At 66.3% G+C, this 12898-nt stretch carries 9 protein-coding genes; all 9 read right to left on the bottom strand.

Annotation, left to right across the window (positions count from 1 at the left end):
• Positions 1 to 22 precede the first annotated feature (22 nt).
• Positions 23 to 667: a hypothetical protein gene (locus AC07V5_RS16055; protein WP_495116674.1), complete on the bottom strand. Its 645-nt coding sequence runs from the start codon at positions 665 to 667 to the stop codon at positions 23 to 25.
• A 406-nt stretch (positions 668 to 1073) separates the two neighbouring features.
• Positions 1074 to 1775: a 2OG-Fe(II) oxygenase gene (locus tag AC07V5_RS16050; protein WP_495116673.1), complete on the bottom strand. Its 702-nt coding sequence runs from the start codon at positions 1773 to 1775 to the stop codon at positions 1074 to 1076.
• Between the two features lie 67 nt (positions 1776 to 1842).
• Positions 1843 to 4521, bottom strand: coding sequence for a TonB-dependent receptor (locus tag AC07V5_RS16045; RefSeq protein ID WP_495116672.1), 2679 nt, complete (start codon positions 4519 to 4521; stop codon positions 1843 to 1845).
• 250 nt (positions 4522 to 4771) lie between these two features.
• Positions 4772 to 6604: an ABC transporter ATP-binding protein gene (locus tag AC07V5_RS16040; protein ID WP_495116671.1), complete on the bottom strand. Its 1833-nt coding sequence runs from the start codon at positions 6602 to 6604 to the stop codon at positions 4772 to 4774.
• On the bottom strand, positions 6597 to 8036 hold the full coding sequence (locus tag AC07V5_RS16035) for an ABC transporter permease (protein ID WP_495116670.1): 1440 nt from the start codon (positions 8034 to 8036) through the stop codon (positions 6597 to 6599). Before AC07V5_RS16035 ends, AC07V5_RS16040 begins: the two co-directional genes overlap by 8 nt.
• The gene (locus tag AC07V5_RS16030) at positions 8033 to 9016 is read right to left on the bottom strand and encodes an ABC transporter permease (RefSeq protein WP_495116669.1); all 984 of its coding nucleotides are present in this window, start codon (positions 9014 to 9016) and stop codon (positions 8033 to 8035) included. Before AC07V5_RS16030 ends, AC07V5_RS16035 begins: the two co-directional genes overlap by 4 nt.
• Positions 9016 to 11184, bottom strand: coding sequence for an ABC transporter substrate-binding protein (locus tag AC07V5_RS16025; RefSeq protein WP_495117075.1), 2169 nt, complete (start codon positions 11182 to 11184; stop codon positions 9016 to 9018). The genes AC07V5_RS16030 and AC07V5_RS16025 overlap by 1 nt, the downstream gene beginning before the upstream one ends.
• Before the next feature lie 179 nt (positions 11185 to 11363).
• A complete protein-coding gene (locus AC07V5_RS16020) occupies positions 11364 to 12350 on the bottom strand; it encodes an LD-carboxypeptidase (RefSeq protein ID WP_495116668.1) in 987 nt (328 codons plus the stop codon).
• Complete coding sequence (gene tadA / locus AC07V5_RS16015) at positions 12350 to 12892, bottom strand: tRNA adenosine(34) deaminase TadA (protein ID WP_495116667.1); 543 nt, start codon at positions 12890 to 12892, stop codon at positions 12350 to 12352. Before tadA ends, AC07V5_RS16020 begins: the two co-directional genes overlap by 1 nt.
• Positions 12893 to 12898 lie beyond the last annotated feature (6 nt).

Below are 12898 nucleotides of genomic sequence, written 5' to 3'. Positions count from 1 at the left end.
CGCCGGGTTCGAAGCGGTTCTCTTACTCGATCTTGAACTGGAACTCCTGCTCGAACACGTGATCACCCGGGCACTCATAGGTGTCACGAAGGGTCGCCTCGATGGCCTGAACCAGGGCGCGCTGCGCCTTGCGGTCCACGCCACCGCGCAGCGAGGTGATCTCGACAGCGGTAACACGGCCAGCCTTCACGGTGGCGACGGCCTTGTAGAGGGCTTCGCCGCTCCAGTTGACCGACGGCATTTCGGGCTTGCCCATCTTGGTGCAAACCATGCCAGCAGTGATCTTGGTGGGCCTCGGAGCAGCCGGCGGAGCGGCAGGCGCCGGAGCAGGCTGCGGACGGACCGACTCCACAGCCGGCGGTGCGACCTGAGTGGACTGGATGGCCGGCGCCGGCGGTGCGGGCGCGGTCACCTGGAATTCGGGCGGCGGCACGAAGGGCGGCGGCGGGGCCTTGAGGTCCGGCGGCGGCGGAACCACCTTCTCGGGCGGCGGCGGCGGCTTGACCTTCTCCTCGATCACCTTGACGTCGATCGGGCCGGTAACCTTCTTGACCAAGTCTTTCGCCAGGCCACTGGCCAAGGCATAGATGGCCACGACGTGGATCAGGACCACGACACCGAAGCCCGTGAACCGGGATGCGCCCTGCTTCTCCTGCGCAAAATTCATGCGCGCTCCTTCTTGCAACTACAAATCACAGTCAATGACTTTTTTCTGAGGAAAGCGGCCACTGCCACGGCGGAAGTTGCGTTCCTGCCGCCAACTCGTTTCCGAAGGGCATGAATTCTAGATCGCGGAGAGAACTATTCCGCCTCGTCGAAAACACGCAATTCGGCCGGGATGCAAGGCCTCGTTACACCTGTTCGAGCAAAAAAAACGCCCGGTGGCCTGAGCCGTCGGGCACGCGTTTCATCGCCACGAACTAGGCACAGTAAGACCGCACCTCCGGCCAAATCTGGCCACGCCACATCTTAGCCCCGCCATTTAGGGCCCCTTCTTGGGGCTAACCCGGGCAGATAGAACAGGCTGATTACATGCGCCTCGACTCTGAAACGAGCCGCAACGAAGACTTCGGTCAGGCGGCGATCAGCCACCCGGTGATGGCATTGCGCTGACCTTGCGCAAAGGGCGGCACATAGGACACGAAATGGGTCTGGGGCACCGCGAACAAGGATAACGAATTGAAATGCGGGAAGAAGCTGTCGGTCACGCTACCGTCACGCTCGCTGAAGTTCAGCAGGCCACCCCAATCGGGCCGCCATTGGCGGGTCAGGTTGATGACGTAGGCCAGTCGCCGCTCCTCGACTTCGACATGGTCGTCATGGGCGAGCAGGAAGCTGCCCGGGGCGTACATGGTGGCCTGGGCGTAGACGCGATTGACCTCGGGGATGCCGGTGATGTCGCGCATCACGGAAAGGAAGGCATCGTCGGCCATGTAGCGGATGAATCGTGCCAGCAGCCCGGTGTCCCCGCGCTGCAGCGCATCGGCCAGGGATTCGGTATAGAACGAAAACTGGAATTGGTGACGTGCGACGTCCACGACGCCATCAACCAGGTGGGCACGCTGGCTCGCGTCAAGGCTGCGCAGCTGCTCGCCGGTCAGGCGTCGGTCGCCCTGGGTGTCGCGGTAGCACAGGCTCCAGTCGATGGCCTCGACCGCGCGCGCCAGCGCATCGGCCACCGCCGGCGTGAAGAAATCGCGGATCAGCAGGCGGCGATCGCGGCCGAACTGCGCCTTGAGCTGGCTCAGGTCGAGGGCCGGATTGATGTAGTCCATGGGAAGGCTGAGCGGAAACAAAAAGGCAGGCCCGAGGGCCTGCCGGATTGTGTTCGACCGGTGAGGATCAGAACTTGTAGTTGGCGCGCAGGTAGAAGCTGCGGCCCTTGACGTCGGCGTAGGTCGGGTCGAAGCCGACCTGGAAGTAGTCTTCCTGGGTCGTCGTCGGCGGCTTCTTGTCGAGCAGATTCAGGATGCCGGCCGTGAGGGTCAGGTTCTTCACGCCCTTGTACTGGCCTTGCAGGCTCCACAGATCGTAGTGGGGCACGTGACGCACTTCGTCGTAGTCACGATAGCCGCTCTGACGGAAGTAGCGGACGCCGGCAGCCCAGGCATTGCCGTCCCAATCGACGCTGTAGTTCTGCTTGAAGCGAACCACCGGGCCGCCGCGCAGGTACTTGCCCAGCGTGTCCTCGACATCACCGGTGACGACGTTGGTTTCGCTGCTCTTGGTGACGAGCGTGCCTTCCCAACTCGGCGTGAAGCTGCCGAGGTCGGTACGGATGCGGTACTTGGCCGACATGTCGAAGCCCGACACCTTGGCCTGGCCCACGTTCTCGAGCGAGGCCTCGACGTGGTCGAGGTAGCCCAGGGCGTTCTTCACCAGGCGGTTGGCGTAGACCGAGCTGCTGGTCGTGGCGCCGGTTTGATGGGCGAACCAGTCCTTCAGGATGTCGTCGCCGCTGAGCGCCTTGATGCCGTCGGTGATCTTGATGTCGAAGTAACCCACTTCCATCGACAGATCCTTGATCGGTTCAAAGACCAGGCCAACGGTGGCCGTCTTGGACTTCTCAGGCTTGAGGTTGCGGTTGCTGTTGTTGATCACCGTCAGCTGCGTGTCGCAGTAGTTGGGATCCGGGAAGGTGGCGCAGCCCTTGAGCGTGTTGTAGTACGGGTCGGTGAAGTTGCCGCCCGTGTTGGTGCCAGCGGAAGGCGCGTAGAGGTTGTCCAGTGCGGGAGCACGGAAGCCCTTGCCCACCGAGGCACGCACCAGCAGTTCCTTCATCGGCGTCCAGCGCAGGCTGAACTTCGGGCTGGTGGACGACAGATTGGGCGAGCTGAAGGCACCGTCACGCGACTCACCCTTGGCACCGCTGTAGCGGTCGGCACGAACGGCGGCGTTCAGTTCCAGGTTCTTGATCACCGGCAGGTTCAGCTCGGCGTACAGACCCGTCGTCTTGCGTTCGCCGCGCACCTTGCCGGCGTTGCCCGAGCCGCCAACGATGTCGCCGGAACCAGCGATGTCGGAGTAGCCGTCCAGGTACTCTTCCTTGCGGATGTCCAGACCGGCAGCCACGGCGGCGTTACCGCCAGCCATCGCGAACAGTTCGCGCGAAGCCGACAGGTCGAAGGCATTCAGCGTGGTCTTGGAGGCACGGTTGTTGCCATGCAGCTCGGCCTCCTTCAGCAGTGCCAGGCCGACAGCGTCGTTCGGGCCGAAGGGGTTCACGTTGCCGGTCTTGAGCACGCGCACCAGTTGCGTGTCCGAGAAGTTGCCGGTCAGGAAGTCTTCGCTGGCCTTGGAGGTGGCCTTCATCAGACCAAGCTTGTAGTCCCAGCCAGCCAGGACACCTTCGGCGCCGACGAGGGCGCGGGTCATGCTGTTGCTGACGCTGGTCAGGCGTTGACCACCGTCAACCATGCGCCAGGCGATGACGATGTCGCCGCGATAGCCCTTGCTGCTGGACGCGTCCACGGCAGCAGTGGGGTAGTACTTGCCACCGGCCGGGTAGAGGTAGTCGTCGCGGCCCGTCGTGCTCGACGGCGTTTGCGACGAGCCCAGCGTGATCTCGTTCTTGGAGTAGGACAGCTCGGCGAACAGCAGGTGGTCTGCGCTCAGCTCGGCCGTGCCGCGCACCAGACCGCCAATGCGGGTGGACGCCGGGATGATGTCGATCTTGCTGGTGTAGTCGTAACGGCAGTTGGCGCCACCAGGGAAGCTATCAGGCGGCTTGCAGTTCGGGAAGCCGGCGACGCCGGGGATGTAGGCACCCGTCGTGGCGTTGTAGGCGTTGGCCGGGAAGGTGTTGCCCGACGACTTGACGACGCCGATGTCCGGACGGTTGCCGGTCTTGGCGAACGGGCGGTCCGCTGCGCGGACCACGTCGTATTCCTGGAAGCTGAAGGTGCCCAGGATGTTGAACTTGTCCTTGGCCAGATCGCCAAAGCCGATGCCGCCCTGTGCCGAGGCGATCGTGCCACCGGTGTGCTGGGGCTGCTCGTAGCCGGCCGTCACTTCACCACCGCGGAAATCCTTGCGGGTGATGAAGTTGATGACGCCGCCGATGGCGTCGGAGCCGTAGGTCGACGAAGCGCCGTCGCGCAGGACTTCGATGCGCTCGATGGCAGCCAGGGGGATGGCGTTCAGGTCAACGCCGGCGCCCGCGAAGGGGTAGATGGCCAGGCGGCGGCCGTTCAGCAGCACCAGGGTGCGCTCACGGCCCAAGCCGCGCAGCGAGGCGCCGGTCTGGCCGGTAGCGGCGGAGTCGCCGATGGACTCGCCCAGCGAGCGGCCACCACCGTTGTTCGAGCTGAGGCGGTCAACCAGTTCCTGGACGTTGGAGGCGCCGGACTTGTCGATGGATTCGCGTGTGATGACGGTCAGCGGCACTGCGGTTTCAGCATCGATGCGCTTGATGCTGGAGCCGGTGATCTCGATGCGTTCGAGCTTTTGCGCGTCTTGAGCCAGCGCGCTTGTCGCGGCCAGCGCAAGAACGGCGCTCGTGATGATGGTTTTTTTGAACATTGAGACTCCTGAAAGAAGGGTGGGACCCGCCGTGATACCCGGCGGTGCTGGCCCGATGAGGCCAATCCTTGGCCTGAGCGATCAGCTCAGATTTGGGGTGGCCGTGAGTTTGTGCGGGCGCAACATTGCGACAGCCCAAGGAAAGCCCTTAGGCAAATGACATGCCCACCTAAGCCATTGATCCAATTGGGTTTTCCAGGGCATCACCCCCTAGAGTCAAACCCCTAGCCGTTGTCGGCGCGCGACGAGATTACGGCGCAGGAACAAGCAATCGCGGCACCGCCGCGAGCAGAGTTTTCGTGAAGCCTTCACGGGGCTGTCCGAGAACTTCGTCACAAATGCCCTGCTCGACGATCCGGCCCGCCTGCATGACGGCGATTTCGTCGGCGATGTATTCCACGACGCCGATGTTGTGCGTGATGAAGAGATAGGCCAGCCCCTGCTCACGCTGCAGTTCGCGCAGCAGGTTCAGGATCTGGGCCTGCACGGACACATCCAGCGCCGAGGTGGGCTCGTCGCAGAAGATGAGCCTGGGCTCGACCGCCAGCGCGCGGGCGATGGCGATGCGCTGGCGCTGGCCGCCGGAGAACTCATGCGGCCAGCGCTGCAGGGCATCGCGGCGCAGGCCGACCTGGTCGACGAGGGCATGCAGGCGCGCAAGGCGCTGGCCGGCATCCAACTCGGGGCGCAGCGCGATCAGGCCTTCTTCCAGCACCTCGGCGACACGCATGCGCGGGTTCAGCGACGCGAACGGGTCCTGGAAGATGATCTGGATATGGCGGCGCGCCTGCAGCAGCGCACGGCCGTTCAGCTTGAAGAGGTCCTGGCCTTCGAACAGGGCTTGGCCGCCGATCTGGGCCTGACGGCGCAGCAACTGCACGATGGCCTTGCCCGAGGTCGTCTTGCCGCACCCCGACTCGCCCACCAGGGCCAGCGTGCGGCCGGCGTGCAGCTTGAAGCTGATCCCGTCGACGGCGTCGAAGTGGCGCGGGCCGCGGTGCAAGAGCGGCGCCCTCAGCGTGAAGCGCACGCGCAGATCGCGCACGTCGAGCAGGGGCTCGTCCTGCCCCTGCCGCATCGGCGGCAGCACCTTGGCTACCGAGGGCGGGCGTGGCAGGGCATTGCCCGGCTGGCTGTAAAGCAGGCAGCGCACCTGGTGCTGTGGGCCCTCTTCCTTCAGCTGTGGCGGCGTGCCGGCGCAGTGGCCCATGGCCTTGTCGCAACGCGGCCAGAAGCGGCAGCCGGCAAAGTCCAGCCACAGCGGCGGCACGGTGCCGGCAATGGCCGCGAGCGGCTGCCCGCGCCGCGCCGCGTCGGGCAAAGCCTGCAGCAGCAGGCGGGCATACGGGTGTTTGGGGTGGGCGAAGAACTCTGCCGCCGGCGCCACCTCGATGATCTGGCCGGCATACATCAGCGCCACGCGATGCGCCATGCCGCTGACGACCGCTAGGTCATGCGTGATCAGCAGCACGCCGAGCTGGCGTTCACGCTGCAGGTCGCGGATCAGGTCGAGGATCTGCGCCTGGATGGTCACGTCCAGCGCCGTCGTCGGCTCGTCGGCGATCAGGTAGTCGGGCTCGGCGGCCAACGCGATGGCGATCATCACGCGCTGTTTCTGGCCGCCGGAAAGCCGGAACGGGTAGTCGTCGATACGTCGCTCGGGCTCGGGGATGCCGACACGCGCCAGCCAATCGATGGCCTTGGCGCGCGCCGCCGAGCCCCGCAGCGGCGTGTGCGTCTCGATGGCCTCGACGATCTGCGCACCGACACGCATGACCGGGTTCAGGCTTGTCGACGGCTCCTGGAAGATCATCGAGATCCGGCCGCCGCGCACGTCCCGCATGCGACCCTCGGGCAGGGCCAGCAGGTCCTGGCCATCCAGGCGCACCGCACCACCGGTGATGCAGCCGTTCTCCGGCAGCAGGCGCATCAGCGCCAGCGCCGTCATGCTCTTGCCGCAGCCGCTCTCGCCCACCAGTGCGAAGGTCTCGCCGCGCGCCAGGCTCAGTCGCATGCCATCAATGGCGCGCACGAGGCCGGCATCGGCATCCAGCTGGACCTTGAGGCCGTCGATCTCAAGCATCGGCGGCCACCTTCCTGCGCAGGAAAACGCGCGGCCGGGCCGAGCGGGCCTTGGGGTCGAAGGCATCGCGCACGCCGTCGGCGAACAGGTTGGCGGCCAGCACCAGGCTCACCATGAAACCGAAGGCCGCCGCGAAGCTCCACCAGACGACCGGGTCGCGCGACATCTCGGAGCGGGCCAGGTTGATCATGCTGCCGAAGCTGCTCATCAGCGGGTCGACGCCAACGCCGATATAGGTCAGCACCGCCTCGTAGAGGATGAGTTCGGAGAAGCTCAGCACGACCGTGATAAGCACCAGGTGCATCACGTTGGGCAGGATGTGGCGGGCCATGATGCGCAGGTCGCCAACACCGAAGGCCGTGGCGGCCTGCACGTAGTCCAGCTCGCGCAGTTTCAGCGTCTCGGCGCGCACCAGCCGGCACAGGCCCGCCCAGCCCGTCAGGCCGAGGATGAGGCAGAGCATCAGCATCTTCACGTCCGAGCGCTCGACGGCGGTCTCGAAGAGCTCCGGGTTCTTGTCGAAGAAGACCTGCACCATCAGCACGCAGGCCGCGATCAGCAGCACGTTGGGCACCGAGCTCAGCGTCGTGTAGACGTACTGGATGACCTCATCCACCCAGCCTTTGTAGTAGCCAGCCAGCACGCCCAGCAGCAGCGCGATGGGCAGCGTCGCCAGCGTCGACAGCGCACCGATGACGAAGGCCGTGCGCACGCTCTTCAGTGCCTGCACGAGCACGTCGTTGCCGGTTCGGTCCGTGCCGAAGACGTGGTACTGCGGCATCAGCGCGATGACGGGGCCGGCCAGAAGCAGCACGACGGCGAGCGTGACAAGGATGGCGCGCAGCGGATAGAAGGTGCGATCGGCCGCGAGATCGCCCAGCGCGTGGCGCCAGCCTTCGTGGCTGCGGGCCAGGCCTGCCGCGGTCAGCGCGACCATCCCGATGGCGAGGGCAAGCCCTCCGATCAGGCCTGCGCCGATTCGAGCCGCAACATCACCGGCCCATTGCGTGGCCGGGTCCGTCAGATGAGCGCCGCCGAACTGCAGCCGCGGGTAGTCGCGGCGCACGTCGCCCTTGGCGTCGACGATGCTTTCCTTGTTGAAGCCATGCGTGCCCAGCGGTACCGAGTAGCTGACCTCGCGCATGCCGAGCTGGCGCTCCAGCAGCAGGTCCAGCAGCGACAAGGTGCGCGTGTCGTAGACCGTGCTGCCATCCGTCGCCGGCAGCGCGCGCCGCAGATGGATGCTGTCCACCAGCGTCACCAGCAGGAAGAGCGCCATGACGACGCCGGCACAGGCCGCGACCGGGTCGCGCAGCACGCGGCGCCAGGTGGCACGCAGATTGGCCTGGTGCCTCACACGCAGCGCGTAGGCGAAGACGGCGGCCGTCATCAGCCACAGCGCGAGGTCGGTCCAGAGCAGGACGAACTTCATGAGAGTCTTACCCGCGGGTCGACCCAGGTGTACGCCACGTCGATCAGCGCATTGCTCGCGATGTAGAGCAGTGCACCAAGGAAGACCATCGTTCTCACGATGGCGAAGTCCTGGCCCGTGATGGCCTCGATGACGAAAGCGCCCAGGCCCGGGATGCCGAAGAAACTCTCGAAGACGAGGCTGCCGAGGAAGACGTAGGGCAGGTAGCTGCCGGCGCTCGTGATGATGGGGATCAGCGCGTTGCGCAGCACGTGGCGGCTCAGCACCCTGCCCTCGCTGAGGCCCTTGGCGCGCGCCGTGCGCACATAGTCCTTGCCCATTTCCTCCAGGAACATCGCGCGATACAGCCGCGCCTCGCCGCCCAGCCGTGACAGCAACGACAGCATGATCGGCAGGGCCAGGAACTTGACCGCGTCCAGCCCCGGCGCGAAGCCGTTCATCGGCACCAGCTTGAGCACGCGAGCGAACAGGAACTGGCCGACGATGATGTAGAACAGGCTGCTGATGGACAGCATCAGCACGCAGAGCACGACGCCCCAGAAGTCGATCTTGCTGTGCCGGAAGAACACCAGCAGCAGCGCGAAGGCGACGCTGACGATGACCTGCAGGATGAAGAGCGGCAGCGCCAGCTGCAGGCTGATGCCCATGCGCACCTTGATCTCGTGGCCGATGTTGATGGCCTGGCGCGCATCGCTCTTGCCGAAGTCCAGCGCGAACAAGCTGACCGAACGCTCCCACAGGATGGTGTGCGTGACGCGCTCTGCCCCGGCCTTGCTGGCATCGAAGTACAGCGGCTTGTCATAGCCGCGCTCGGTCTTCCACTTCTCGATCTGCTCCTGCGTCACGCGCTTGCCGCCGATGTTCAGCCGCGCCATGTCGTCCGGCGTGTTGACCGAGAAGAACAGGAAGAAAGTGAAGAGATTGACGCCGACGAGGATGGCCAAGCCGTAGCCCAGGCGGCGCATGACGAAGCCCAGCATCAGCTCGCCCTCGCCAGGGCTGTGGCCGTCTCGCGCGCACGCCAGGCACGCCGCGTGGCGATGAAGATGGCCAGGGCACCCGCAGCCAGCACCAGCAGCGGCCACCACACCGGGTGGTTCCACGCGGCGATGCTGCGTGTGCGCTCGGCCACGTCCACGCGCAGATAGCGCGCACGGTCACGCACGACGACGCCCGGCTTGCCGTTGTGCACCCAGTGCTGGAAGGCCAGGCCCGAGTAGCTCCAGAAGCCCCAGGCCCAGGGCGCGTCATGGCGCACGACGTCGTTCAGCTGCGCCATGACCTGCGCCTTCTGCGGCCCGTCCTCCAGCGACTGCAGCTTGCGGTAGAGGCGGTCGAACTCCGGGTTGGCGTAGTTGGCTGTGTTCTCACCCTCGTGCAGGCTCTTGCTGTTGGGGCCGTAGAGCAGGAAGAGGAAGTTCTCGGCGTCGGGGTAGTCGGCGAACCAGCCCCACCAGAAGATCTGGTGCTTGCCTTTCAGGATCTTTTCCTGGAACTGGTTGAAGTCGGTCGCGCGGATGTCGAGCTGAATGCCGAGCTTGGCGAACTGGCGCACCATCCAGTCGTTCTCGGCCTTGAGCTCGGGCGTGATGACGCGCTGGAAGTCGTAGTTCAGCACCAGCGGCTTGCCCGTTTTGGCATCCCGGCCATCGGGGTAGCCGGCCTCGGCCATCAGCTTGAGGGCATCCGCCAGAGGCCTGCGCACCGGCTTGCCATTGACGAGGGTGTGCGTAACCGGGTTGTATTCGCCCGGCTGGCCCTCCCTGGAGCCGAACACGCGCGGCGGGATGGGGCCGTGGGCCGCGTCGCCACCCTTGGCGCGGAAGATTCGCCCATAGCCTTCCTCCCAATCGATGGCGATGGAGATGGCCTGGCGCAGCGCGCGGTTGCGCCGCTGCTGTTCGGGCGTGTCTCCCTTGCCCACCACCGGGTCCAGCCAGTTGAAGCCCAGGTACCAGTTGCTGATATCGGTGGTCACCGGCAGCCTGAAGCCGCGCTGCTCGAAGAACGCGCGCACCTCGCTGGAGTCGTCGCGATCCACGGCCAGGTTCACGCCCCAATCGTCCCGGTCCATCTCGGGCAAGTCCAGGTAGCCCTGCTTGAACATCTCCTTGATGGGCACCTGCTCCTTCACGTTGATGGCGACGATCTTGTCGACGAAGGGCACGCGCTTGCCGCAGTCGGCCAGCAGGCCCGCCTCGGCGTCGCCGGGGCTGCCGTCGCAGGGGAAGGTGTCGGGCCGGTAGTTGGGGTTGCGGCTCATCACGTGCCGGCGGTCCTGCACGTACTCGGTCATCATGAAAGGCCCGCTGCCGACGGGCCACTGGTTCCACGTCAGCGAGTTGGCCGCCATGCCGGCCTGGGCGTAGAAGGCGTCCACCTCCCAGGGGATGGCCGACGTGAAGGCCGTGGCCAGCCAGTACCGCCACTGCGGATAGCGGCCCTTTAGGCGGATGCGCAGCAGGTGATCGTTCACCGCCTCGGCGCCGGCCAGCGGCCAGCGGCGCAGGTCGAGGAAAGGCTTGTCGGCCACGTTCTCGGGCAGGCCGGCAAGCTGCTTCTGGCTTTCCTGCTTGAGCAGGGTCATGTAGTCGCGCAGCCCCAGCACATGCTCGGAGAACACCGCCGCCACCGGCGCCTCCACGCGCGGGCTGCCGTGGCGCTTGAGCGCGTAGACGAAGTCCTCGGCCACCACTTCGCGCGTGCCCTGGTGCTCGAACGCCAGCGGGCTGCGTTTGTCGCCCAGTTCGCCGGGCCTGAGGTGGTGGTAGCGGTAGTTGCCCTGCGCATCCTTGGCAAACGCGGGGTGCGGCGCCCACTTCAGGCCCGGGCGGATCTCGATGTCATAGACCGCCTGCGCGATCTGCTCGTCCGGCGCGTCTTCGGGCAGGCGCTGCCCTTGGGCGTCCAGGTAGTAGGGCTTGGCCAGCGCCGAAGCCGCGCGCGGGATCAGCGTGTAGGGGCGCTTGAGCGGGTGGTAGCCGTAGGGCGGCTCGGTGATCTCGTAGGTGTAGGTGCTCTCGGGCGCCGTGTAGGACGACGTCGGGTCCAGGTAACGCGGCGAGCGCTCGGCGAAGGCCATGTAGAGCGTGTTTTCGCGCTCGGCACCGAGGGGGTGTGGGCTGTTGTTGCAGCCGGCGATCAGCATGAACGCCAGCGCGCCCACACTCCGCTTGATCCACCCGCTGTTGATTGCCGCCACCGAAACACCTTCAAAAACACAAGCGCCCCGGCGCGAGCCGAGGCGATGGCAGGAATCATAGACGGGCAACTCGTCTATACAACGCCGCACTTCACGGGAGGGCGGCGTGAAAACCCGGGGTGACTTCAGTGATGGTGGTCGTGACCGCAGTCGTCGCCGCACTCGTCATCGTGGTCATGCGCGCCGTGCGCCAGCCGCGGGTCAGACTGCCAGCCCAGGATGGCCTCGCGGCCCTGCACGTAAAGCTCCACCGTCCCGCCCACCGGCAGGCAGACCTTGGTGCGCACATGGCCGAATGGCAGCCCCGTCAGCACCGGTGTCTTGGTGCGGCTGCGCAGCGCGGCGACGGCGTCCTTGATGCCGTAGCCGCGGTCCAGCGGCGACTTGGCCGCGCCGCTGAAGTCGCCCAGCAGCACCGCCGCCTGGTTGTCGATGACGCCCGCCTGCTGCAGCTGCAGCAGCATGCGCTCGACGCGGTAGGGATGCTCGTTGACATCTTCCAGGAACAGGATGCCGCCCTTGACCTTGGGCCAGTGCGGCGTGCCCAGCAGCGAGCACAGCACCGTCAGGTTGCCGCCCCACAGCCGGCCACGCGCCTCCAGGCCGTCGAAACCGCCGGTGGGCTCGCGGAAGCCCACGGCCTCCAGCGCACCGCTCATCGCCTCGGTGAAGCAGTCGCGGGTGACTTCGTCGACACCACCGTCGGCCTCGCTGCGGCCAAAGTCGTCGCAGGCCAGCGGCCCAGCCCACATCGACAGCCCTTTGTGGCGCGCGATCAGGCCGTTCTGCAGCGCCGTCAGGTCGCTGTAGCCCACCCAGCGCGTGCCGTGTTCAACGCTGCGCGCGATGCGACCCCAGTCGATCTGATCGAGCAGCCTGGTGAGGCCATAGCCGCCGCGCGTCGCCAGCGCGACCGAAGGCGCCGCGTCGGCAATGCGGTGCAGCGCCGCCAGCCGCGTCGCGTCGTCGCCGGCGAAGCGCTGGTGCTTGGCCAGCGCATCGGCATCGACGCTGATTTCGAAACCGAGCTGCGTCAGCCGCTTGGCCGCGCGCTTCAGGTTCTCGGCTTTGGCAAGCACGCCGGACGGGGTGAACAGGGTGAGGGAGGTCATCAGGATTCGTCCAGGTGCGTGGCTTCGCCGGTCGGGATCAGGCCTTGCCGCTCGGCACGGCGCGCACGCGCCGCCTCGCGGCGTTCGGCAAAGAAGTCGCGCAGCAGCTGGGCCGAAGCGTCGGCCATCAGCCCACCTTCGATGCGCGTGTGGTGGTTGAGCTGGGCCTGGCCGAACAGGTCGATGACCGAGCCGGCCACGCCCGTCTTGGGGTCGCGCGCCGCGAACACGACGCGCTTGAAGCGCGCATGCATCAGCGCCATCGCGCACATCGCGCAGGGCTCCAGCGTGACGAAGAGCTCGCACTCCGGCAGGCGGTAGTTCTCCAGCAGCGTGGCCGCGTGGCGCAGGGCGACGATCTCGGCGTGCGCCGTGGGATCGTGCGTCGTGATCGGGCGGTTGTAGCCGGTGGCGATCACCTGGCCGGCGCGCATGATGACGGCGCCGACAGGCACCTCGCCCACCAGCCAGGCGTTGTGCGCCTGGTCCAGCGCGAGCCGCATGGCTTGCTCGTCGGCGGGCGTGAAGATGGGCTCTGTCATCGGCCC

The organism is Roseateles sp. GW821-FHT02E12 (assembly GCF_059421665.1).
This window is presented reverse-complemented; position numbering and strand designations above follow the sequence as displayed.